We start from the raw sequence: 20,143 nt of genomic DNA on the forward strand, positions 1-20,143 counted from the left end.
ATAGCCGCGGCGTCAGTCGCCGATGAGCCCCTCCACGTAGAACCAGCGGCCCTGCTCGCGGACGAAGGTCGAGCGCTCGTGCAGGATGCCGAGTTCGCCGTCGCGGGTGAGGTAGGTGGCGCGGAACTCGACGATGCCGGTGTCGTCCGCGGGCCCACCCGCCTCGGTGTCGACGATCTGCAGCCCGCGCCAGGTGGGGTTGTCGGTGAGGTCGACCGATTCGGGGCGCGTGGACGGGTGCCAGGTGTCGAGGAGCCACTGCTCGTCGCCGTCACGGAAGGCCGCGAACCGTGAGCGCATCAGTTCCTCTGCCGTCGCGGGGTGCACGCGGTCACGATATCTCCGCTTGTGCCGAGGCTTGTGACCACATAGCGACACCAGACCTCGGCACTCTCGCCTGTGTGGAGTCGCTCAAGGGGTCAGCCCAGGTCCCTTGATCAGCGGGAGGTCGAGGGTGGTGCGGATGCCGGTGGGGCCGTCGACGACGGCGGGGATCGCGTTCACGATGCGCCCGGCACCGGCGACGATGGCGGCATGGTTGTGGTCGCCCTTGGTGCTGGACGGGATGATCTCCACCTCGTAGGACGGTTCCCCGGTGATCTCCACCCGGTAGCAGCCGCCACCCTTGGACGGGCGCTTCCAGTCCGGCCGCAGGTCGTCGCGCAGGCGGGTGATGTGTTCGATGACGATTGCGGGCTTGCCGTCGACCATGCCGCTGATCTCGAAGCGCACGGCGGCGCGGGTGCCCTTCTCGATGGTGCCGGCGGCGATATCGAAGGTCTCCGGTGCGGGTTCGCTCTCGTGGTGCTCTTTGACCTCGTCGATCGTGACGCCGAAGCCGTCGGCGAGGATCTGCAGCGTCGTGCCCCACGCCATGCCGAGGATGCCGGGCAGGAACAGCATCGGCGACTCGTCGAGCGGCTTCCCGAAGCCCATGACGTCGAACATGACGGTGCTGCCGTCGTAGGTGGCGTAGTCGGCCAACTCGAGGCAGCGGACCTGGGTGACGCGTTGACAGGTGCCGGCGAAGGCGAACGGGATGAGGTCGTTGGCGAACCCAGGGTCGACACCGCTGATGAACAGGGAGACGTCGTTGTCCGCGCAGGCCGCGTCGATCTTGGTGATGGTCTTCTCCGGCATGACGTTCCACGGGTATTGCAGGCCGCCGGGCGCCGAGCCGACGACGTTGATGCCCGCCGACAGCAGGGCCAGGACGTCGTTGAAGGACTCGATCGGTCGGGTGTCGCCCATGGCGCAGTAGACCGCGCAGTCGGGTTTGGTGGCGATCAGCGCGTCGAGCGAGTCGACGGCGGTGATGCCGGTCGTCGTGTCGAGACCGGCGAGTTCACCGGCGTCCTTGCCGACCTTCTCCGGGGTCGACACGCTCAGTCCGACGAGTTCGAAGCGCGGGTCCTCGATGAGCTGGGTGAGTGCCAGGCGACCGACGTTCCCGGTCCCGACGTGTGCGACACGGATGGCCATGACGTTTTGCCTCCTCGGCGACGAATGGGCAGGTCCAGACGTTTCCGCAGGTAGATGTACATGCGTCTGGACTACTGTCCAATTCAGTAGACCACAGATTGGTAGAACGTGTTCTCATTTTGGGGTTTGCGGGGTACCGTGCTGCCCATGGGACGCGTAGATGACAAAGTCGCACTGATCACCGGAGGCGCTCGCGGGATGGGCGCCGAGCACGCACGGGCGCTCGTCGCCGAGGGTGGGAAGGTCGTCATCGGCGACATCCTCGACGACGAGGGGCAGGCTCTCGCGAAAGAGATCGGGCCGTCGGCCCGGTACGTCCACCTCGACGTCACGAGCGAGGACGACTGGGATGCGGCGATCAAGACCGCCGTCGACGAGTTCGGCAAGCTCAACGTCCTGGTGAACAATGCCGGCATTGTGAACGGCGCACCGATCGAGAAGTTCAAGATCGACAAATGGCGCCAGATCATCGACGTCAACCTGACCGGAACCTTCATCGGCATGGTCAAGTCGGTGGATCCGATGAAGGAGGCCGGCGGCGGCTCGATCATCAACGTCTCGTCGGTGGAGGGGTTGCAGGGCAGCCCGTGGGCACACGGCTACGTCGCGTCGAAGTGGGGAGTGCGCGGCATCGCCAAGTCGGCCGCGCTCGAGCTCGCGCCGCACAACATCCGGGTCAACTCGATCCATCCGGGGCTCATCCGCACACCGATGACCGAGAACATCCCCGACGGCATGATCAAGATCCCGATGGGCCGTGCCGCCGAACCGGCCGAGGTCGCGACCTTCATCGTGTTCCTGGCCAGCGACGAGTCGTCGTATGCGACCGGCACCGAGTTCGTCATGGACGGCGGACTCACCGCGGGTGAGGCTCCTTAGCACTCGGAAATCGGTCCGCGCGCAACGCGTCTTCGTTATTCTGAACCACCAAACGTAGCTGTCGAAGGGTGGTCAAAATGAAGACTCGGACTGTGGCAGGCGGCCTGGCCGCGGTGGCGGCGACCGTCGCGCTGGCGGCTCCCGGCGATGCGAATGCGGCGTTCGTGAAGGACACCGGCCCGCGGGTGTTCGTCGGCTTCACCCACGAAGAGACCAAGCAGATCGCGAACAGCGGGGTCGACTCGATCTTCGCCAATCCGGCGGTCCGCCCGTATTACAACGTGTCGGTAGACCGCGACTCCCGGTTCCAGCGGTTCTACGTCCCCGGCAAGGGCCACATGATCCGGGCGAACGTGCACATGCTGCTGCGTGAGGCAGCCAGCCACCCGAATGGGCGGTCGTGGATCTCGTTCAACCGGCGGTCGCCGCGGCTCATCACCATCTGGACGCGCTGGTAGGCAACGTCGTTCCCCGTCTCGGGGCGATGGCTTCCCGAGTTAGGGCTTGGGCTTGACCAGCTTGTCGGAGACTTCCATCGCCATCGACATGATGTCGCCCTCGGAGTAGTTCCGGCCGGGATGCTCAGACTGCAGGTGCGCCTGAACGTCGTCGACGAACTCGTCGTTGAGGGACGTGATGTTCTCTCCACAAGGGCAGATGAGTTGGTAGGCCATGGTGACTCCTTCGTGCTCTGACTAGACACTACCGGGGATCGTGTTCACCCAGCGAGATCGGCGAACTACTCGCAGCTTGCCGTCGATCCTGACGTCGCGGTTCGCGAAAGACGATCGCCGTGCCCCGCTCCGGACTAGCGTCACGACCGACACCAAAGGAGGGCGACCATGCGTCGAGAATCCAGCCGCACGATCGGCGCGGTTGCAGCGATCGCCGCCGCCGGCCTGCTCGCGGTAACGCCGACGACGGCATCGGCCGAACCCGACGTCCCGCCGCCGGGGGCGAACAACTGGTCGTGCAGGAGCGCGTCCCACCCGACGCCGGTGGTCCTCGTCCACGGGACGGGCGCCAATCAGAACCAGAACTGGCATGTCCTGGCCCCGGCGCTCACGCGCGCGGGTTACTGCGTCTACACCGTCACGATGGGCGTGCTCCCCGGCCTGCCCGGCTACGGCGGTCTCGACCGCCTGACGACCTCCACCAGACAACTGGCTCGATTCGTCAACACGGTCATCAAGCGCACCGGATCGGATGAGCTCGACTTCGTCGGCCACTCCCAGGGCGCGACCCTCCAGCTGTCCTACCTCCGCGACTACGGCGGCGCCAAGCACGCGCGCCGCGTCATCGACCTCGCCGGGGTGGTGTCGGGGATCCCGAGCGCCGGCGGTTTCACCGCGCTGCTCCGACAGGTGCCGCCCTCGCTGCTGGCGGGCTGCCCGTCGTGCAGCGGTCTCACCGACCCGTCGACCTACCACTTCAGGAACTACCCCGACATCGAGTACACGAACATAGCGACCAGCACCGACGAGGTCGTCAGTCCGACGGCGGTCTCCCTGATGAAACCGGCGCCCAACGTGCGCAACGTCCTGGTCCAGTCCTACTGCCCGCACATGCGCGTGGGGCACGATGCGATGTCGAAGAGTCCGACCGTGCGCCGCATCATCATGAACGCCCTCGACCCCGCGCACCGGCGACCGGTCGTGTGCGGCCCGGACATGCCGGCCTGATGCGAACACCGCCGGAATCTGGGAACCACCTGGGAGGTCGGTTCGGGCCTGCTTAGGCTCCTTTACCTCGGCTTCTGCGGGTGCGAACCTTGGGTTACACCGAGAACCCGAGGAGGACGGCATGAGCATTCGGCACACGGGCAGGCACAGCATCGTGACCTCGCCGGACTACCGCGCTCATCGTCGCGTGACGATGATCCTGTCGGCCATCGTCGTCAGCCTCTTCCTGATCGTCGCGCTCGTCGCAGACCTGGTCTACCTCAACGAGACCGGCACCAGCCTCATCCCCGGACTCGGCCTGTAATCAAGCATCGACGTCCCCGGCCCCCACATAGGGCCGGGGACGCCGTGCTTCGTGGGGATGGCGACTCCCCGACGAATCGCGCTTCCCGCACGTTCGCGTCGACAACTGGCGCCGACCCTGCGAACGTACGGCTGTCTGCCCAGGAAACCGCGAGTAGTCCACTACTTGTTTCCGACCGGTGGTCCACACCGGTGCCGCCGGTCTGAGACGAGATTCGAGTAGTCCGCTACTCGTGCCCACGACCCTATGCGCTCCTAACGTCATTCCCGCCAACAAACACCCCGACTTTTTGTCGGCATATGGGAAGGTCACCAATGAGAAAGACATCGATGGCGGCGGGGATCGCGTCGCTGGCGGTTGCCGCTGCCGTCGCCTCCACCGGCGGCGCGGCCGCGACGAGCTACGTCCAGGCGTCGATCGTGGGCTTCGACATGACGGTCTACCCGGCCAGCGGCGCCCAGATCGCCTTCAAGGCCTTCAACCAAACCGACCGAGACATCACGTGCGGGTGGACGGTGGACGGCTTCAACCAGCCCGCCTACGAGATCCCCAAGGGTTCCAAGGGCGTGGGCTCGGTGAAGTCCTCGTACGGCGCCCACAAGATCGCCATCCTGTGCAAGTCCTATCAGGACTCCACCTTGGTCGCCCCCAAGTACAAGGTCCAGGGATCGGGGACGATCACGGTGAAGAAGGACGTGCCGCCGCCTCCGCCGAAGCCGCCGGCGAAGGAGAAGCTGCCGCAGAAGCCGATCAAGATTGTGCCGAAGAACAAGCCGGGCACCCCCAATCCGGCGCCCGCCGATCCGATCACCCAGTACTTCCGCGACATGGGTCTGAGCTGAGCGAATCCGCCGCCGCGCGGAACAGGGTCTGCCACTCGGCCTTGCCCTGCCCGGCGAACCGGAGGCGACGGGTCAGCTGCAGGGTGTGCGCGAGGCGCACCCCGGTCAATCGCGCCTGCGGGTCGACGGTGATGAACTGCCCGAGGAACCCGTTGGCCTGAAACCCGTCGGGCGTCGCGCCACTCCACCACTGGAATCCGTAGCCGACGTCGTGGGTGTCGTCGGCGTCGCGCGCGGGCAGCATGCCGGTGGTCGCCAGGCGCACCCACTCGTCGGACAGGACCCGCTCGCCGTCCGCGGTCATTCCGCCGCGGCGCAGCAGCTCGCCCAATCGGGCGAAGTCGCGCGGCGTCGCGTAGAGGCCCTGCGACCCCAAGGCGGCCCCGGTGCGGTCGGTGACGATGTTCGCCGGTGCCTCCATGCCCATCGGCTGCCACAGCTGGCGGGAAAGGACCACGTTGAACGGCTCGTCGTAGACGGTTTCCAAGAGCCACGCGAGCACCTGGGTGTTGGCGCTGTTGTAGGTGAACCGCTGACCCTGCGGTGCGACGCGGGGCAGAGCCGCGAGGAATTCGTTGCGGGTCCTGCCGCGGCGTCCACCGGTGATGTTGTCGACGATGTGGTCGCGCCACTGCCGAACCTGGGTGTTCTCGCCGAGCTTCTCGGTGTGCTCGTCCCAGTAGACCCCCGACCGCATGAGCAGGATGTTGCGGATGGTCGTGCCCGCCCACGCGGTGTCGGTCAGTGCGGGCAGGTGGCGCTCGATCGGGTCGTCGAGGCCGATCAGTCCCTGGTCGAAGGCGCGCCCGACGGCCGACGAGACGAACGACTTGGTCGTCGACCACCCCTGATGCGGACGGTCGGCCGACCACCCGTTCGCGAACCACTGTCCGACGACGGCGCCGTCGTGCACGAACAGCACGACATCGGTCTCAGTGCTGTCGAGGAAGTCGGTCACCGACTTGCGCTGTCCCTGCCACTCGTAGCCGAGGTCTGCCAGCGCACCGGTCTCGGTCGGCAGTGGCGACGTTCGGTCGCCGACGGCGATCGGCGCATGAGGGAGGAACAGATCCGGCTTCACCGGGTCGACGGGCAGGGGCAGGAGTACCGCGTCGTACCGGGTGAGTTGCCGCAGCCACCGTCCCCAATAGCGCGGGCGGTACTTGGTGAGCAGCGCGCGCAGGAACGCACCGAACCGCGGTGCGCCCAGCAGGCTGCCGCCCTGCACCGTGGCCCGCAGCGATCGTGATGACACGCTGCGGACGTTACCGGGCGATCGGGTCTAGCGGCGGAACCAGCCGCCTTGGCGCTTGGCGCCCTCACCTTGGTGGCCTTCACACCACTGGTCGGGCGGCACCATCGCCTTCACCTGTGCGACGTGGCTGCCGCATCCGGACCAGGTCGTCTTGCCGCAGGTGCGGCACTTGACTGCGTGGCACATGGGTCGATCCTCTCAGCTGGCCCGCTCGCCGGCGTCGGCGGCGGCCCGGAACTCGCGGAACACCTGGTAGGCCCGGGCACCGTGGATGGTGGCCGGGCCGCCGTGCATGAGGAAGGTGACGCCGATGGCCTCGGCGGCCTCCTGGTCGGTCGCACCGGCACGGGCCGCTGCCTGTGCGTGCGAGGCGATGCAACCGTCACACCCCTCGACGACGCCGATGGCCAGCGCCATCAGTTCCTTGGTCTTGCGGTCGATCGCGCCGTCGGCGAAGGCCGCGCCGGACAGTGCGCCGAAACCCTGGTAGACCTCGGGGATCGCCTGGCGCAGCTCCCGGTGCTGGGGGCCCAGCGCACGCAACGTCTCGGCGCCGGAGGTGTGGGTGTGTTCGGACATCATGATCGATTCCTTTGGGCAGCGGTCGGGTGATATCCCCCTAGGGGGATATTCCACCGAGCCTAACAACCCCCCAGGGGGTTATGCAACCGGCGGTAAACGGCAAATGGTCAGGCCGCCGAGGGCCCATTGCCTCGACGGCCTGACTATTGACAGAGGTCGGTGTCGAGCTACCGCTTCCCGTACTTCCGGTTGAACTTCTCGACGCGGCCGGCCGTGTCCATCAGGCGCTGCTCGCCGGTCCAGAACGGGTGCGAGTCGCTGCTGACCTCGACGACGATCAGCGGGTAGGTGTTGCCGTCCGACCACTCGACGGTCTTCTCCGACTGCGCCGTCGAGCGGGTCAGGAACTGGCTGCCGGTGCTCGCGTCGCGGAACACGACGGGGTGGTAGTCGGGGTGGATGCCGGGTTTCATCGGTTGTCCTCTCGGTTGGTCAGTTCGACGTCGACGCCGCGCGGCAGGTCGTCGCACGGGTCGGAGTGGGCGAGGCCGAAGGGGTCGTCAAAGCCCTGCCAGCCGACCGGCCCCAACGCCATCTCGGCGTCGGTCAGACAGGCGTCGCGCAGCGCCTCGAGGATTGCGTCGGGCTGTTCGGGGCGGTGCGTGAGGATGACCAGCGACGAGTGGCGGTCGCCGTGCCGCTCGTCCCACCGCAGCGCGGCCAGGGCGCGTCGCTCGGGTTCGACGTCGGCGAGCTCGCTCTCACTCATGGCGGCGAGCCAGGGCGCACCCTCGCCGACGCGGAGCCCGCCGCCGGCGGACTCGATCCACAGCGACGCGTCGGGCTGGGTCGCGATCCACACCCGGCCGCGGGAGCAGACGACGCCCTCGAGCAGCTGATCGATCGCCTCGTGCAGTCGCGCCGGATGGAAGGGGCGACCCACCTCGAAGGTGAACATCTCGACGCCGCAGTCCGGTTCCAGTGGCGGCTGGTCGCGCAGCAGCGGGTCGTGCGGGGCATCGATGCGGCCGCGCCGCGAACCGACCGGAATTCCGGCGAGGAGCTGCCCGGCCAGGATCGGGTTCATCTGGCGGTGGGGCGTCTCCATGATCATCGGCGCCGACGGGGCCAGTCGTTTGAGCACGGCGGCCAGTCGCGCCGACTCCCACGCGTTGCGCATCGCGGGGTCGCAACCGACGACGACCAAGGCGTCGGCAAAGGAGACCTGTCCGACGGCGACCTGCGCCAGGGTGCGCTCGTCCGCGTCATCGACGGTGGCGGAGAGTCCGGCCTCGGCCATGGTGACGTCGCCGGTGGCGGCCTCGAGCCAGTCGGCCTCGTGGATGCAGGCGACGGTGGCGTCGACCCGCACGTCGACACCGGCCGGGGCGTCGGGGAAGCCGGGCATGTCCGAGACGACGGCGTGCTCGATGGCGAAGGCGAGCGACTCGGGTTCCAGCGCGCAGTCCAGCTGCAGCACGATGCGGTCCACCTGGTCGCGTCGGTGCAGCTGGCGCAGCAGGGGCAGAAGGTCGTTGCGCAGCGTGCACGACACGCAGCCGTGCTCGAGCAGCAGGACGCTCTGGTGGACCCGCTCGTTGCCCTCGTCGTCGACGGTCCGCAGCGTTCGGCGGACCCGTCCGGCGGCGAGCTCGCCCAGGTCGTGGTGGACCAGGGTCGTGCCAGGGACGACGAAGGCGCCGGCGGTGCGGGCCACGGCGTCGGCGTCGAGCCCGGTGACCAGGACGAGAGGCGTCCGGCCGTCACCGTTGTTGGGATCGATTTTCATTTGCACGGTCAACACGGTAGCGTGGCCGCAGCGTTAATGCGAATCATTGTCATTAGGAGGAATGCATATGTCAGCGCGGTGTCAGGTCACCGGTCGCGAGTCGGGCTTCGGCAAACAGGTCTCGCACTCGCACAAGCGGACGTCGCGCCGGTGGAACCCGAACATCCAGCGCCGTCGCTTCTTCCTGCCCAGCGAGGGGCGCTACGTCACGCTGCGCGTCTCGGCCAAGGGCATCAAGACGATCGACCGGCGCGGCATCGAGGCCGTTGTCGCCGAGATCCGCGCCCGAGGGGAGAAGGTCTGATGGCCAGCCGCACCGATCTGCGTCCGATTGTCAAGCTCAAGTCCACCGCGGGCACCGGCTTCACCTACGTGACGCGCAAGAACCGTCGCAACGACCCCGACCGCCTGGTCCTGCGCAAGTACGACCCCGTCGTCAAGCGCCACGTCGACTTCAAGGAGGAGCGCTGATGGCCAAGAAGTCCAAGATCATCAAGAACGAGCGCCGTAAGGCGATCGTCGCGAAGTATGCGCCGGTGCGCGCCGAGCTCAAGGCCGTCCTCGCCTCGCCCGCCGCCACCGACGAGCAGCGCGAAGAGGCGCGCCGCAAGCTGCAGGCCCTTCCGCGCGACGCCAGTCCCACCCGGGTGCGCAACCGCGACGGGATCGACGGTCGGCCGCGCGGCTTCGTCGGCAAGGCCGGTGTCTCCCGCGTCCGGTTCCGCGAGCTCGCCCACCGTGGTGAGCTCCCCGGTATCCACAAGTCCAGCTGGTAGAGAGCAGATTCCATGGCCAAGCGAGCCCCCCGACGGTCCGACGCCGCCGGCAAGAAGGTCCCCAACAAGCTGCACGCGCTGCGGGCGAAGACCGGCCAGGAACTGGTCATCGACTACAAGGACACCGCGCTGCTGCGGCAGTTCCTCACCGATCGCGGCAAGATCCGCAGCCGTCGCGTCACCGGGTTGACCCCGCAGCAGCAGCGGCAGGTTGCCACCGCGATCCGCAATGCGCGGGAGATGGCCCTCTTGCCGTACACGTCCGGTCCCGGGAAGTAGATTGCTCTAGCCTCACTGGCATGAGAACTGTGCGGGCCGCGGGCCATGTCGGTTGGTGGGTGTTCGTCGTCAGCGCGCTCTTCACGTGCTTCGCGCAGAGCCCGGTGTCGGGGATGCCGCGACGCTACGCGGACTACCTCCCCGACGACGGCTTCGACGAGGGCAACACCTTCGCCATGTTGATGCTGGCCGCCGCACTGGTCGTGCTGATGGCGGCGGTGGCCGAGGCGATCTTGGGCAAACGGTGGGAGCCGGGTCTCCTCACGATCGGTGCGCCGATCGTCGGTGGCGCGCTGATCACCGTCGTCGCCCTGGGTGGGATCGGCGACGCGCGGTTCAGTCTGTGGCTGCTGTTCGCGCTGACCCTGCTCGGCGTCGCGATCCGAGAGGTGTGGAGCCGCGCGCTGGCACCCACGCGACTGGAATCTGCACAGTAGGAGTGGATGGGCGTGATTATCGCGCCGAGGTCGTGTGCCGGTGCAGATCTCAGCTGCCGACCGACCCGCTGCCGTCGCCGAGTGAGGCTGCCGGCGCCGGTGGGATGGGTGCGGTGACCCGCGCCCCGATCGCCTTCATCAGGATCGGCCACGCGGTCTGCAGCTCGTCGCGCCAGTACTCCCACCGGTGGGTGCCCGCGACCTGGACCTTGCCGTGGAACGGGATGCCCAGCTTGCGCAGCTGAGCGGTCATCCTGCCGGTGCAGACGGCGCTGCCGAACTCCAGGAAGGCGCCTTTGACCGTGCCGTCCATCGGGTCGGCGGCGACCTTGTTGTACCGCCCGGGCATGCCGCTGCCGGCGGAGAGGTACACGGTCTTGCCCGCCAGTCGACCGGCGTTGAGGAAGGGGTCGTGCGCCCGCCACTGCGGGTCGTCGAACTTGCCCCACATGTTCATCGCGTTCCCGCCGCCGCGGCTGATGTCCCATTGCGTGAGGAACTGGTTCTCGGGGCTGGAGACGTGGGCGCAGTCGCTGAAGCCGCCGACGGCGCGGTACAGCTGCGGGTTGCGCGTGGCGAGGGTCAGCGCGGCGAGCCCGCCCATCGACGCCCCGGCGATCGCCTTGACGTTGTTGGAGCCGAACCTGGTCAGCAGCGGCGGCAGCTCGCGGGTCAGGAAGGTCTCCCACATGAACTTCTTGTTGCCCATGCCGGGCTCGCGATTGCGCCAGTCGGTGTAGTAGCTGTGCGGGTCGCCCACGGGCGTCACGACGTTGACGTCGGTTTTCGCCGCCAGATCGGCGAGTTGGGTCTCGGAGTACCAGCCCGACTGCGTGTCGTGGGCCTCGGCGCCGTCGAGCAGGTAGATGGTGGGCCGCTGACCGGGTCGTGGTCGTGGCCGGGACTTGTCCCCCGGGCCCGACGGGCGCGGCAGGTCCAGCGGACGCTGCAGGTCGACGATCACCTCCCGGTCCATCGCCGCGGAGTAGACCCGCAACCGCTCACGGCCCTGGAACGGGGTCACCGCCACCACCCGGCTTTTCGGGGGTGGGGGTGGCCCGGCTTTCGGGCCGCGCGGTCGCGGGGGTGGCGGAGCTCCGTCGGCGACGGTGATACCGAAGGTTAGGCCGACGGTCAGCGCCGTCGCCACCGCGACGCTGTCCCGCACGAAGGGGGTAAGCACTCGATCCCGACCTCTCCTCGACGCGTCGCATCCCCAGTCACACGCGTCACTTCAGTAACAGGTGAAGTATGTGGGGGCGCGGGACTGATTGCCTAGGGCGGACACCAAAACGAGATGGGGCTGAGACCCCTAGGATGCACCGCATGGCCGAACGCGTCCCCGCACTCACCGGGATCCGCACCCTTGCGGCGCTGGCGGTGTGCCTGACCCACGCGGCGTACTGGACCGGCCACTACACCGACGACTACACCGGGCGCCTGGCCGCGCGCTTCGAGGTCGGCGTCACGATCTTCTTCGTCCTCTCCGGGTTCCTGCTCTATTCGGAGTGGGTGCGGCGGCTGCGCGCGGGCCCCGGGGCCCGACCGGTCTCTGTGCGCTCATACTTCACCCGCCGCGCCCGCCGCATCCTGCCGGCCTACTGGCTGACGGTGCTCGGCGTCTACGGGATCTACCTGTTCCGCGACAACCCGACCGAGTACGGCACGGGCTGGGGCGGGTTCGTGCGGAACATGACCTTCACGCAGCTGTTCGGCTTCGGGTACCAGCACACCGGCCTGACCCAGATGTGGAGCATGGTCGCCGAGGTCGCCTTCTACCTGGTGCTGCCGGTGGTCGCCGTCGCGGGCGTCGCGCTGTGCCGTGGTCGTTGGCGTCCCGACCTGCTGTTGACGTTGCTCGGCGGGCTCGCGCTGGTCTCGCCGATTTGGATCTTCGCGGTGGTGGGGGGCGACGCCGATCCGACCGCACCGCTGTGGCCGCCGACCTTCCTCTGGTGGTTCGTCGCCGGGATGGGCCTGGCGGTCTGTCTCCCCATGATGGGGAGAACGCGCGCCCAGTGGTGGGTCGCGGCCGGTGTCGCGGCCTTCCTGCTGGCGGGGACCGCGGGCGCCGGCGCCCCGACGATCGCGCCGCAGACCCCGGGCCAGACCATCGTCAAGCACCTGCTCTACCTCGTCGTGGCGCTCGGGTTCCTCGTCCCGCTCGCCCGCGCGTCCGATGGCTGGTGGTCGCGGCTGTGGGGGAGCAGACCCGCCGTCTGGTTCGGCGAGATCTCCTACGAGTTCTTCTGCGTGCACGTGGTCGTGCTCGAGTTCGTCATGGGGCTGCTGGGGTACCGGGTGTTCACCGGGTCGACGTGGCTGGCGTTCGCGGTGACCGCGGTCGTCTCGATTCCGCCGGCCTGGCTGTTGCACCGGGTCACCCGGCCGATCTGGCGCCGGAACCGGGTCGCCGTCAGCCGGTAGTATTGGCGACGTGAACCACCGCGTCCCGCCCGCGCCGACCGCCGCCGACATCCGGCGGTGGACCGAGGCCGCCCAGGTGCCCGGACCGCGGCGCGAACTGTCCGAGGTGGCGGCGAACCTGATCGCCGCCGGCTTCCTCGAGCCGGAGGCGCGCGAGGTCGTCGTCCGCCGACAGACGTCGGGGCTGGCGTTGGCCGCCCTGGGCGACGGTTTCGGGAACCTGCGGCGCCTCCAGCGGGCCATCGCGCAGATCGAGGCCCAACTGGCGAACCCGGTGCTGCCCACGATGGTCCAGTCCGGCCTGCGCAACCGTCTCAACGGCCTGACCCGACGACGCGAGGACGCGCGCAAGCAGATCGTCCTGGGCAAGGGCGTCTACCCGAGTGGGACGCGGGCCGTCCGACGTGAACGCCGTGAGGGCGTCTACCTCGAGATCGAGGCCCGCGAGCGGCTGTTCGACGGTCTGCTGCACACGCCGACGCCGGACGTGAACGCCGGCGGTTATGTGCGCCGCGCCGGTGGTGCCGCCTTCGGCAAGCTCGCCGGAGCGGTGGGCGGCCTGGCGATGCGCGCCATGGGGCCGCAGGTCGAGCAGTGGGCGCGCGAGGCCTTCGCCGAGCGGCCGGTCCCGGCTGCGCAACCGGCACCGCAGCACATGGCGTTCATCGACGGCTACGAGACGCTGCTCTTCGTCGCCGGCCAGTACTACGACCGCATCCAGGCGAGCCCGGCCTGGCGCTCGGAGCACTTCATCGTCCAGCGCGGCCAGGTGAACCTGCACGCCGAGCTCGCCGAGATCTCCGCCGACGTCGTGGCCCTGCGCGCGGTGCGCGTCGACCTCGACCGTGCGATGCGCAACGGGGGTTTCGACCAGCACTTCGTCGACCACATCGCCGCCAAGGAGCAGGAGCTGCGCCCGGTGTGGACCCAGCTGATCAACCGGGTCAAGGCGCTCGCGGACGTCTCGCACGTCATGGACTCCGCCGGCGTCGAACTGCGCCTGCTCGACGAGTACAACCGGGCGACCACGATCGACGACCGCATCGTCGACCTCGTGTCGCGGTCGGGTCACCGGGAGATCTCCGCCGACAACTCGCAGCGGCTCACCGAGCAGGTGCGCGTCGGCGAGGAGCAGCTGCGGATCTACCGCGACGTGCTCGCCGGCAACATCGCCCGCATCTCACCGGGCATGCCGCCGCCGCAGGAGCTGCCCGAGCGGTACGAACCGTCTCAGCCGCGCGACCAGGATGCCAGGTAGGCCTTCTCCTCGTCGGTGAGGCGCCGCAGGCTGTGCGCCTCGATGTCGACGACGGCCATCTGCGTCGTCGCGACGCACGCGGCCTTGCTCGTCACGTCGGCCCCGTCGGCGCGGATCTCGTAGCCGATGGTGAAGTCCACCGAGCGGAAGCCCTTGATCCACATGCCGATCTGCAGCGGGGTGTCGCGGTGGCGCAACTGGTCCTGGTAGCGGATGTCGACGTGGACGATCATCGCGCTCTTGATCAGCGGCTGGTATTCCGGTCCGGCCGACAACAACCACTCGACGCGGGCCTCCTCCATCAGCGTGACCATGCGCGCGTGGTTGACGTGGCCGAAGGCGTCCATGTCCGACCAGCGGACCGGGACCCGCGCAACGAACGCGAATTCGTGTTTGCCTAGATGGCCGGTCGGGGTCGGGTTTGTGTCGTCGCTCACCCGGGCCATCGTAATGGGCGCCCAATCGTGTGAGCGGGGCCACTTCGTAACACGCACGTATCCACACATTTGCTGAGAATTAGCCTCGCGGGGTTCAGCTCGGAGTCGTACGCCCGTACCGTTGAAGGTATCGAAATCAACTAGTCATCGGTTCGGGGAGTTCATGCGTTTTCGCCGGTTGGGCAGCTCTGTCATGGTCGCGGCGGTAGGCGCGACCATGTGCCAGGTGCTGCCCGCGATCGCCGACGCGTCGCCCCGCGCCAAGATTTCCAAGACGATCAAGCTCAGCGCCCTGCGCACCGACCTCGTCGTCGACTCGCCGTCGATGGGCAAGGCGATCCGCGTCTCGGTGCTCACCCCGCGCACCGGCGGGGGGCCGCGCCCGACGGTGTACCTGCTCGACGGCGCCGGCGCGACCAAGGGCGTCAGCGACTGGATCACCAAGGGCAAGGCCGGCCAGTTCTTCGCGAACAAGAACGTCAACGTCGTGCTGCCGATGGGCGGCGCCGGGAGCTTTTACACGAATTGGCGCAAGCGCGACCGCAAGCTCGGCAAGCCGCAGTGGGAGACCTTCCTGACCCGCGAGTTGCCTCCGCTGGTCGACTCCCGCTTCAACGGCACCGGGCGCAACGCGCTGATCGGTCTGTCGATGGGCGGGCAGGCGGCCTATGCGCTGCTGGCCCGCAACCCGCGCCTGTACACCGGTGCCGCCTCGCTCTCGGGTTGCCCGCCGGTGTCGGGACCCCTCAATCAGGGGTACGTGCGGACCACCGTCGCCAAGTCCGGCGGCGACGCCGACAACATGTGGGGCCCGCCCGGCTCGAAGCAGTGGCAGGCGCACGACCCGGCGATGCACCTCGACGCGCTGCGCGGCAAGCACCTGTACCTGTCCGCCGGATCCGGTGCGATCGGTCCGATGGACCTGCAGTCGCGCCCCGACGAGGACATGCCCAAGGAAGCCGTCAACGCGTCGGGCTCGGCGCTCGAGTTGGGCGCCTACCGGTGCTCGCTGGAGTTCTCCCTGCAGCTGCGGCACGCGGGTATCGCGTACACCGACGGCTTCCGGCTCATCGGCACGCACAGCTGGCCGTATTGGCGCGGCGACCTCCCCGCCGCCTGGGCGACCGTCTCGCGCGGGCTCTTCTAGCGTCGGCGCCGCCGGCCCACGAGGTCTCGTACACCGTCTCGGCTAGCGCCTCGACGGCACTCGACCACCGCGATTTTCGCCGAGCGTGCCCAAATTCTCGCCGAGCGTGCCCAGATTTTCGCCGAGCGTGCCTTAGTGCTCGGCGGCCCACGTCTTCGCGAAGGCGAGGAACACCTCGTCCTCCTGCGGCTCGGTGACCGTCACGCGCACCCCGTCGCCGTCGAAGGGGCGCACGATCACCCCCGCATCGGCGCAGGCCCGCGCGAAGGCAAGCGCGTCGGCGCCGAGCTCGAGCCAGACGAAGTTCGCCTGTGACTGCGGCACGCGGTAGCCCAGGGCGCGCAGTTCGGCGCTCACCCGGATGCGCTCGGTGACGACGGCGTCGGTGCGGGCGAGGAGCTCGTCGTCGGCCCGCAGGCAGGCGACGGCGGCGGCCTGCGCCAACGAGTTGATCGAGAACGGGATGTGGGCCTTGCCCAGCGCGGTGATGATCTGCGGGTCGGCCACGGCATAACCCACCCGCAGCCCGGCCAGCCCGTACGCCTTGGAGAAGGTGCGCAGGATGACCAGGTTGGGGAATTCGTTGCGCAGCTCGAGCGCGTCGTACGCCTGCGACTCACCCAGCCGCATGTACTCGAAGTACGCCTCGTCCAGTGCGACGACGAGATCGCTCGGCACCGCGCGCAAGAAGACCACCAGGTCTTCGCGCGTCACGACCGTCCCCGTCGGGTTGTTGGGGTTGCAGATGAAGACCAGGCGCGTGCGATCGGTGACGGCCTTGGCCATCGCGGGCAGGTCGTAGACCGCCTCCTCGTCGAGGGGGACCTGCACCGGCGTGGCCCCGGCGATCCGTGTCGCGAGCGGATAGGTCTCGAAGGAGCGCCACCCGAACAGCACCTCGTCGCCGGGGCGGCAGGTGATGGTGATCAGGTTCTGGCACAGCGTCACCGAACCGCAGCCGACCTGGACCTCCTCGGGCGTGACGTCGAGCTTCTTCGCCAGGGCACCGGTCAGTTCGACCATCGCGTTGTCGGGGTAGCGGTTGACCGTCGACGCGGCGTCGGCGATGGCGGCCGCGACGCTGGGCAGCGGGCCGAAGGTGACTTCGTTGCTGGCGAGTTTGATGGCCCCGGGATGGCTCTTGCCGGGGACGTAGACGGGTAGGTCGTCGATGTCGGGTCGCAGGCGAACGGTCACGCTGCCAGGGTATCGGTATTGTGGTTTGCGACTGGTCGCGCTGGGTGTGTAACCTACGTGTTCGGCAGTTCGAAAGGACTCCGCACCGGGAGGCGTGCCAGAGCGGCCGAATGGGACTCACTGCTAATGAGTTGTCCGGCCAACACCGGACCGGAGGTTCAAATCCTCTCGCCTCCGCCACCCGCACCACAAGTGCGGCACAATTGAAAAGGCTCGCGCCCGTAGCTCAACGGATAGAGCATCTGACTACGGATCAGAAGGTTTGGGGTTCGAATCCCTACGGGCGCACGTTGAGGGGAAACCCGCTCTGACCTCGGTCGGAGCGGGTTTCTTCTTGTCTTGGCCAGTGTCGGGATACCCAGTCGGCGACGGAGTTGACCCCAAAGTTGACCCCATTCCTACTGGGTGGCGGGTCCCGGGTCACCTCTCCACTGACGATGAAACTGACGGCTTTCGGCCAGCCAGTCGCGGACCTCGGAAGGGAGCGCTTCGAGTCCCTCGATGTCTTCCGCATACTCGGGTGCGTTGTTTTCCATGCCTACTTAGACGCACGGCAACCCGGTTCGGTTCCATCGACTCACCGGCTGAATGGGAACCGTGGTCAGTCCCCTGCGCTACCGTCATGGCAGCGAGACGACCAACAATCGGAGGAGGAGGGCGATGACCGGGTTTCCAGCAGACCTGACGATGGCCCTCACCGGGGTCACGAAGTACCAGCTCGCGAACTGGCGACGCACGGGACTACTGGTGCCTGAGATAAGCACTGAGCGTCCGCCGCTGTACTCATTCCGCGATCTGGTGGCGCTGCGTACGGTAGCGAAACTGCGCGCCTCAACTTCGCTTCAACGTATCCGCAGAGCGTTCAGCAACCTTGGCGAGTTCGACCTTACGGATCATCCTTCGGAGTATCGCTTCGCCGTACACGGCAAGACAATCGCTGTGTGGACGGATGAAGGCTTCATGGACCTGGTTCAGGAACCCGGCCAGTACGAGCTGTACACACTCGAAACGATCTACCGACCGTTCGTGAACATGCGCGGCGAGCAGGTGGTCGATTTCGAGCGCCCGCGCCCCCGCCTGGAAGTGAACGCGCGGCGTCTCGGTGGGTGGCCGACCATCGAAGGAAGTCGAGTCCCCTTCGATACCGTGGCTGACGCGCTCACAGGTGACATGGCTATCCGCGCCGAAGATCTCCGGCGGTTCTACCCCGGTGTGACCCCGGTGGCAGCGCAGGACGCGCTCGACCTCGCGCAGGAAGTTGCCAGTCGGAGGTCGGCGTGAAGTTCTTTCTGGACGAGAACGTCAACTACGGCAGCCTGGCACCGTTGCGCGCTGTCTACGCAGAGCACGAGTTCCGCCATGCATATGACGAAGGGTTCTCGGGGGTTGAGGACATCCCTCTGTTTGGACGCCTCGGCGAGCAGAGCTACGACGCAATCATCACCAAGGATCGCAACCAACTCAGCGACAGTGAGGAGCGTCGCGCACTGTTCGACGCGGGCCTCCATTGGATTGGTCATAGGGCGAAAGATCACAAAGGACTTAAGGCTGTTTCCATCGAGACGGCCACTGTCACCGCTGGACTTATCTACGTGTTGAACGACCTCCGCCCGGAGCCGCACAGCTACTTGCTGAAAGGTATCCCGTCAGAGCAATCGCAGCGGGTGAAGGTTCAGGCCGTTGGTCTCGCAGGGTGGGGTCGTCCTCGTCGTTCGGGCCTTGGAATCGCGTGAAGTCGTCCCCGTGCCTACCGAGTGCTGTCCGCCCCGGCGACTACCGTTGAGCCGTGACCGCAACCCTCCCCGAAGTTCAGTACGGCGAAGTATTCACCCGCCGGTGGGTGGTCGACACCATCCTCGATCTCAGTGGGTACACCGCCGATCAACGTCTCTACGCGAAGGTCGTGGTCGAGCCGTCGGTCGGCTCCGGCGCGTTCCTGGTCCCCATCGTTGAGCGACTGATCGAGTCGGCTGACCGGGACGGCGTGGCACTCGAATCACTCACCGCTGCGGTGCGCGGGTACGACCTCCAAGCGATCCACGTCGAGACCTCTCGCCGGGTTGTCGCCGACGTTCTCCGGCGGCACGGCTGCGCCGCTGCCGACGACCTGGCAGAGACGTGGATTCGTCCCGCCGACTTCCTCCTCGACCCCGACATCCCGGCTGCCGACTTCGTGATCGGCAACCCGCCCTACATCCGATCCGATGACCTGGACGATGAGGTCGAGGCGCAGTACCGGGAGCAGTGGGAGACCATGCGCGGTCGCGCTGACATCTACATCGGGTTCTATGAGCGCGGTCTGTCGCTCCTCCGCCCGGGTGGTCGGCTCGGCTACATCTGCGCCGACCGGTGGATGAGAAACGCTTATGGCGCACGGCTGCGGGAGCTGGTCTCCGAGGGCTTCGCGGTGGAGCATGTGTGGACCATGCACGACGTGGACGCCTTCGAGGCTCAGGTCAGTGCGTACCCGGCGATCACAGTCCTCGCCCAAGGCTCACAGGGTCCGGTCACCGTCGCCGACTGCACCGCCGTGTTCGGCTCGAACAGTGCCGCCGCGCTCACCGAGTGGGCGACTGATCCCCAGTCCCCGGAGCGCCGGAACGTGGCCGGGGCGAAGGCTCACCGCCTCCCGCACTGGTTCTCCGGCAGCGGGTTCTGGCCGACCGGTAGCCCTGACCGGCTGAGCCTTGTCGAGCACCTGATGGACCACTTCCCGCCGCTCCACGATCCGGCCACCGGTACCCGTGTCTCCATCGGTGTCGCCACCGGTGCCGACGGCACCTTCGTCACCAAGAACGCCGACATCGTGGAGCCTGACCGGCTCCTCCCGATGAGCATGGTCGGCGATCTGGAATCGGGCGACTTTGTGTGGAGTGGGCACTACCTGGTGAACCCGTGGACTGCCGACGGCGACCTCGTGGACCTGGACCAGTTCCCCCGTCTCGCCGACTACTTCGAGAACTCACCGAAGCTGCGGGATCGCTTCGTGGCGCGCAAGAATCCTCGTGCCTGGTACCGGACCATCGACAAGGTGTCGGCACCGCTCACCGATACTCCGAAGCTGCTTCTCCAAGACATGCGGACGACGATTCACCCTGTGTTGGAACGCGGCGGGTACTACCCGCACCACAACCTGTATTACGTCGTCTCCGAGAAGTGGGACATGGAAGTGCTCGGCGGAATCCTGCTGTCTCGGATCGCGCAGGCATGGATCGAGGCGTTCTGTGTCCGTATGCGCGGTGGCACTCTCCGCTTCCAGGCGCAGTACCTCAAGACGCTCCGTGTGCCCTCGCTCGCTGATCTCCCCGCTGAGGTCGCGGGTGAACTGGCCGCAGCGTTCCGCGACCGCGACACCGAGCGCGCGACACGAGCAGCCGCCTCCGCCTTCGGGATCAACCTGGACGACTACGACCTCGGTTAGAGTCCGACC

At 67.6% G+C, this 20,143-nt stretch carries 27 protein-coding genes and 2 tRNA genes; 18 read left to right on the forward strand and 11 right to left on the reverse strand.

The annotated features are described in order from the left end of the window. Positions 1 to 12: 12 nt before the first annotated feature. Both QM634_RS07070 and QM634_RS07075 read right to left on the reverse strand, forming a co-directional pair. Positions 13 to 327 carry a YchJ family protein gene (locus QM634_RS07070; RefSeq protein ID WP_415042064.1) on the reverse strand — a complete coding sequence of 105 codons (315 nt, stop codon included), beginning with the start codon at positions 325 to 327 and terminating at the stop codon, positions 13 to 15. Positions 328 to 411: 84 nt separating this feature from the next. Further along, a complete protein-coding gene (locus tag QM634_RS07075; protein WP_415042065.1) occupies positions 412 to 1,482 on the reverse strand; it encodes a diacylglycerol kinase in 1,071 nt (356 codons plus the stop codon). A gap of 147 nt (positions 1,483 to 1,629) precedes the next feature. Between QM634_RS07075 and QM634_RS07080 the strand changes: the two genes are divergently transcribed. Next, positions 1,630 to 2,361, forward strand: coding sequence for a glucose 1-dehydrogenase (locus QM634_RS07080; RefSeq protein WP_415042066.1), 732 nt, complete (start codon positions 1,630 to 1,632; stop codon positions 2,359 to 2,361). Between the two features lie 77 nt (positions 2,362 to 2,438). Further along, the gene (locus QM634_RS07085; protein ID WP_415042067.1) at positions 2,439 to 2,819 is read left to right on the forward strand and encodes a hypothetical protein; all 381 of its coding nucleotides are present in this window, start codon (positions 2,439 to 2,441) and stop codon (positions 2,817 to 2,819) included. 39 nt (positions 2,820 to 2,858) lie between these two features. Here QM634_RS07085 and QM634_RS07090 read toward each other — a convergent pair whose 3' ends face one another. Next, positions 2,859 to 3,035 (reverse strand): hypothetical protein, encoded by a 177-nt coding sequence (locus QM634_RS07090; RefSeq protein WP_415042068.1) that lies wholly within the window; start codon positions 3,033 to 3,035, stop codon positions 2,859 to 2,861. 168 nt (positions 3,036 to 3,203) lie between these two features. Here QM634_RS07090 and QM634_RS07095 point away from each other — a divergent pair, with 168 nt between their 5' ends. The 3 genes from QM634_RS07095 to QM634_RS07105 all read left to right on the forward strand — a co-directional run bounded on the left by QM634_RS07095 (position 3,204) and on the right by QM634_RS07105 (position 5,189). Beyond that, positions 3,204 to 4,043: an esterase/lipase family protein gene (locus QM634_RS07095; protein WP_415042069.1), complete on the forward strand. Its 840-nt coding sequence runs from the start codon at positions 3,204 to 3,206 to the stop codon at positions 4,041 to 4,043. A gap of 121 nt (positions 4,044 to 4,164) precedes the next feature. Beyond that, positions 4,165 to 4,347: a hypothetical protein gene (locus tag QM634_RS07100; RefSeq protein WP_415042070.1), complete on the forward strand. Its 183-nt coding sequence runs from the start codon at positions 4,165 to 4,167 to the stop codon at positions 4,345 to 4,347. A gap of 314 nt (positions 4,348 to 4,661) precedes the next feature. Further along, entirely contained in the window at positions 4,662 to 5,189 is a 528-nt protein-coding gene (locus QM634_RS07105; protein ID WP_415042071.1) for a hypothetical protein, read from the forward strand. Here the strand turns inward: QM634_RS07105 and QM634_RS07110 are convergent. From QM634_RS07110 to mrf, 5 genes are all read right to left on the reverse strand, one after another. After that, positions 5,155 to 6,444 (reverse strand): serine hydrolase domain-containing protein, encoded by a 1,290-nt coding sequence (locus tag QM634_RS07110; RefSeq protein ID WP_415042072.1) that lies wholly within the window; start codon positions 6,442 to 6,444, stop codon positions 5,155 to 5,157. The two genes, QM634_RS07105 and QM634_RS07110, sit on opposite strands and share 35 nt — an antisense overlap. Before the next feature lie 27 nt (positions 6,445 to 6,471). Continuing rightward, positions 6,472 to 6,630: a hypothetical protein gene (locus QM634_RS07115; RefSeq protein ID WP_415042073.1), complete on the reverse strand. Its 159-nt coding sequence runs from the start codon at positions 6,628 to 6,630 to the stop codon at positions 6,472 to 6,474. A gap of 12 nt (positions 6,631 to 6,642) precedes the next feature. After that, complete coding sequence (locus tag QM634_RS07120; protein ID WP_415042139.1) at positions 6,643 to 7,023, reverse strand: carboxymuconolactone decarboxylase family protein; 381 nt, start codon at positions 7,021 to 7,023, stop codon at positions 6,643 to 6,645. A 170-nt stretch (positions 7,024 to 7,193) separates the two neighbouring features. Then, positions 7,194 to 7,439 (reverse strand): type B 50S ribosomal protein L31, encoded by a 246-nt coding sequence (locus QM634_RS07125; RefSeq protein WP_415042074.1) that lies wholly within the window; start codon positions 7,437 to 7,439, stop codon positions 7,194 to 7,196. Continuing rightward, positions 7,436 to 8,755, reverse strand: a complete 1,320-nt coding sequence (mrf, locus tag QM634_RS07130) for a ribosome hibernation factor-recruiting GTPase MRF (protein ID WP_415042140.1) — start codon at positions 8,753 to 8,755, stop codon at positions 7,436 to 7,438. Before mrf ends, QM634_RS07125 begins: the two co-directional genes overlap by 4 nt. A 67-nt stretch (positions 8,756 to 8,822) precedes the next feature. On the opposite strand from mrf, the gene rpmB reads away from it, so the two are divergent. From rpmB to QM634_RS07155, 5 genes are read left to right on the forward strand one after another with little or no spacing between them, the layout of a single operon-like run. Continuing rightward, positions 8,823 to 9,059, forward strand: coding sequence for a 50S ribosomal protein L28 (gene rpmB / locus QM634_RS07135; protein WP_415042075.1), 237 nt, complete (start codon positions 8,823 to 8,825; stop codon positions 9,057 to 9,059). Continuing rightward, complete coding sequence (rpmG, locus tag QM634_RS07140; RefSeq protein WP_415042076.1) at positions 9,059 to 9,226, forward strand: 50S ribosomal protein L33; 168 nt, start codon at positions 9,059 to 9,061, stop codon at positions 9,224 to 9,226. The genes rpmB and rpmG overlap by 1 nt, the downstream gene beginning before the upstream one ends. Further along, positions 9,226 to 9,531 (forward strand): 30S ribosomal protein S14, encoded by a 306-nt coding sequence (rpsN, locus tag QM634_RS07145; RefSeq protein WP_415042077.1) that lies wholly within the window; start codon positions 9,226 to 9,228, stop codon positions 9,529 to 9,531. Before rpmG ends, rpsN begins: the two co-directional genes overlap by 1 nt. 12 nt (positions 9,532 to 9,543) lie before the next feature. Continuing rightward, positions 9,544 to 9,810, forward strand: coding sequence for a 30S ribosomal protein S18 (gene rpsR, locus QM634_RS07150; protein ID WP_415042078.1), 267 nt, complete (start codon positions 9,544 to 9,546; stop codon positions 9,808 to 9,810). Between the two features lie 20 nt (positions 9,811 to 9,830). Further along, positions 9,831 to 10,247: a hypothetical protein gene (locus tag QM634_RS07155; protein ID WP_415042079.1), complete on the forward strand. Its 417-nt coding sequence runs from the start codon at positions 9,831 to 9,833 to the stop codon at positions 10,245 to 10,247. A 49-nt stretch (positions 10,248 to 10,296) separates the two neighbouring features. Here the strand turns inward: QM634_RS07155 and QM634_RS07160 are convergent, their stop codons facing one another. After that, complete coding sequence (locus QM634_RS07160) at positions 10,297 to 11,277, reverse strand: alpha/beta hydrolase (protein ID WP_415042080.1); 981 nt, start codon at positions 11,275 to 11,277, stop codon at positions 10,297 to 10,299. A gap of 296 nt (positions 11,278 to 11,573) precedes the next feature. Between QM634_RS07160 and QM634_RS07165 the strand changes: the two genes are divergently transcribed. Together QM634_RS07165 and QM634_RS07170 are read left to right on the forward strand one after the other, a co-directional pair. Further along, positions 11,574 to 12,674 carry an acyltransferase family protein gene (locus QM634_RS07165; RefSeq protein WP_415042081.1) on the forward strand — a complete coding sequence of 367 codons (1,101 nt, stop codon included), beginning with the start codon at positions 11,574 to 11,576 and terminating at the stop codon, positions 12,672 to 12,674. Positions 12,675 to 12,684: 10 nt separating this feature from the next. After that, positions 12,685 to 13,932 carry a hypothetical protein gene (locus QM634_RS07170; RefSeq protein WP_415042082.1) on the forward strand — a complete coding sequence of 416 codons (1,248 nt, stop codon included), beginning with the start codon at positions 12,685 to 12,687 and terminating at the stop codon, positions 13,930 to 13,932. Here the strand turns inward: QM634_RS07170 and QM634_RS07175 are convergent. Continuing rightward, on the reverse strand, positions 13,905 to 14,378 hold the full coding sequence (locus QM634_RS07175; protein WP_415042083.1) for an acyl-CoA thioesterase: 474 nt from the start codon (positions 14,376 to 14,378) through the stop codon (positions 13,905 to 13,907). The genes QM634_RS07170 and QM634_RS07175 overlap by 28 nt on opposite strands. Before the next feature lie 154 nt (positions 14,379 to 14,532). On the opposite strand from QM634_RS07175, the gene QM634_RS07180 reads away from it, so the two are divergent. After that, on the forward strand, positions 14,533 to 15,516 hold the full coding sequence (locus tag QM634_RS07180) for an alpha/beta hydrolase (protein ID WP_415042084.1): 984 nt from the start codon (positions 14,533 to 14,535) through the stop codon (positions 15,514 to 15,516). Positions 15,517 to 15,648: 132 nt separating this feature from the next. On the opposite strand, the gene hisC is transcribed toward QM634_RS07180, so the two are convergent. After that, positions 15,649 to 16,713 (reverse strand): histidinol-phosphate transaminase, encoded by a 1,065-nt coding sequence (gene hisC / locus QM634_RS07185; RefSeq protein WP_415042085.1) that lies wholly within the window; start codon positions 16,711 to 16,713, stop codon positions 15,649 to 15,651. 88 nt (positions 16,714 to 16,801) lie between these two features. On the opposite strand from hisC, the gene QM634_RS07190 reads away from it, so the two are divergent. The 5 genes from QM634_RS07190 to QM634_RS07210 all read left to right on the forward strand — a co-directional run bounded on the left by QM634_RS07190 (position 16,802) and on the right by QM634_RS07210 (position 20,134). Continuing rightward, a tRNA-Ser gene (locus QM634_RS07190) sits at positions 16,802 to 16,893 on the forward strand. Positions 16,894 to 16,928: 35 nt separating this feature from the next. Beyond that, positions 16,929 to 17,001, forward strand: a tRNA-Arg gene (locus tag QM634_RS07195). A gap of 372 nt (positions 17,002 to 17,373) precedes the next feature. After that, entirely contained in the window at positions 17,374 to 17,994 is a 621-nt protein-coding gene (locus QM634_RS07200; RefSeq protein WP_415042086.1) for a MerR family transcriptional regulator, read from the forward strand. Then, positions 17,991 to 18,446 (forward strand): hypothetical protein, encoded by a 456-nt coding sequence (locus QM634_RS07205; RefSeq protein WP_415042087.1) that lies wholly within the window; start codon positions 17,991 to 17,993, stop codon positions 18,444 to 18,446. The genes QM634_RS07200 and QM634_RS07205 overlap by 4 nt, the downstream gene beginning before the upstream one ends. A 53-nt stretch (positions 18,447 to 18,499) precedes the next feature. Continuing rightward, positions 18,500 to 20,134: an Eco57I restriction-modification methylase domain-containing protein gene (locus tag QM634_RS07210; RefSeq protein WP_415042088.1), complete on the forward strand. Its 1,635-nt coding sequence runs from the start codon at positions 18,500 to 18,502 to the stop codon at positions 20,132 to 20,134. Positions 20,135 to 20,143: the final 9 nt, after the last annotated feature.

Source organism: Gordonia sp. (in: high G+C Gram-positive bacteria) (genome assembly GCF_047606305.1).
Classification (GTDB): domain Bacteria; phylum Actinomycetota; class Actinomycetes; order Mycobacteriales; family Mycobacteriaceae; genus Gordonia.

Excerpts from the sequence above, each read along its gene's own strand:
- QM634_RS07175 (WP_415042083.1), bottom strand. The coding sequence starts at position 14,378 with ATGGCCCGGGTGAGCGACGACACAAACCCGACCCCGACCGGCCATCTA.
- QM634_RS07085 (WP_415042067.1), top strand. The coding sequence starts at position 2,439 with ATGAAGACTCGGACTGTGGCAGGCGGCCTGGCCGCGGTGGCGGCGACC.
- QM634_RS07090 (WP_415042068.1), bottom strand. The coding sequence starts at position 3,035 with ATGGCCTACCAACTCATCTGCCCTTGTGGAGAGAACATCACGTCCCTC.
- mrf (WP_415042140.1), bottom strand. The coding sequence starts at position 8,755 with ATGAAAATCGATCCCAACAACGGTGACGGCCGGACGCCTCTCGTCCTG.
- QM634_RS07075 (WP_415042065.1), bottom strand. The coding sequence starts at position 1,482 with ATGGCCATCCGTGTCGCACACGTCGGGACCGGGAACGTCGGTCGCCTG.
- QM634_RS07180 (WP_415042084.1), top strand. The coding sequence starts at position 14,533 with ATGCGTTTTCGCCGGTTGGGCAGCTCTGTCATGGTCGCGGCGGTAGGC.
- QM634_RS07080 (WP_415042066.1), top strand. The coding sequence starts at position 1,630 with ATGGGACGCGTAGATGACAAAGTCGCACTGATCACCGGAGGCGCTCGC.
- QM634_RS07115 (WP_415042073.1), bottom strand. The coding sequence starts at position 6,630 with ATGTGCCACGCAGTCAAGTGCCGCACCTGCGGCAAGACGACCTGGTCC.
- rpmB (WP_415042075.1), top strand. The coding sequence starts at position 8,823 with ATGTCAGCGCGGTGTCAGGTCACCGGTCGCGAGTCGGGCTTCGGCAAA.
- QM634_RS07155 (WP_415042079.1), top strand. The coding sequence starts at position 9,831 with ATGAGAACTGTGCGGGCCGCGGGCCATGTCGGTTGGTGGGTGTTCGTC.
- QM634_RS07165 (WP_415042081.1), top strand. The coding sequence starts at position 11,574 with ATGGCCGAACGCGTCCCCGCACTCACCGGGATCCGCACCCTTGCGGCG.
- rpmG (WP_415042076.1), top strand. The coding sequence starts at position 9,059 with ATGGCCAGCCGCACCGATCTGCGTCCGATTGTCAAGCTCAAGTCCACC.
- QM634_RS07125 (WP_415042074.1), bottom strand. The coding sequence starts at position 7,439 with ATGAAACCCGGCATCCACCCCGACTACCACCCCGTCGTGTTCCGCGAC.
- rpsN (WP_415042077.1), top strand. The coding sequence starts at position 9,226 with ATGGCCAAGAAGTCCAAGATCATCAAGAACGAGCGCCGTAAGGCGATC.
- QM634_RS07100 (WP_415042070.1), top strand. The coding sequence starts at position 4,165 with ATGAGCATTCGGCACACGGGCAGGCACAGCATCGTGACCTCGCCGGAC.
- QM634_RS07105 (WP_415042071.1), top strand. The coding sequence starts at position 4,662 with ATGAGAAAGACATCGATGGCGGCGGGGATCGCGTCGCTGGCGGTTGCC.
- QM634_RS07200 (WP_415042086.1), top strand. The coding sequence starts at position 17,374 with ATGACCGGGTTTCCAGCAGACCTGACGATGGCCCTCACCGGGGTCACG.
- rpsR (WP_415042078.1), top strand. The coding sequence starts at position 9,544 with ATGGCCAAGCGAGCCCCCCGACGGTCCGACGCCGCCGGCAAGAAGGTC.
- QM634_RS07120 (WP_415042139.1), bottom strand. The coding sequence starts at position 7,023 with ATGTCCGAACACACCCACACCTCCGGCGCCGAGACGTTGCGTGCGCTG.
- QM634_RS07095 (WP_415042069.1), top strand. The coding sequence starts at position 3,204 with ATGCGTCGAGAATCCAGCCGCACGATCGGCGCGGTTGCAGCGATCGCC.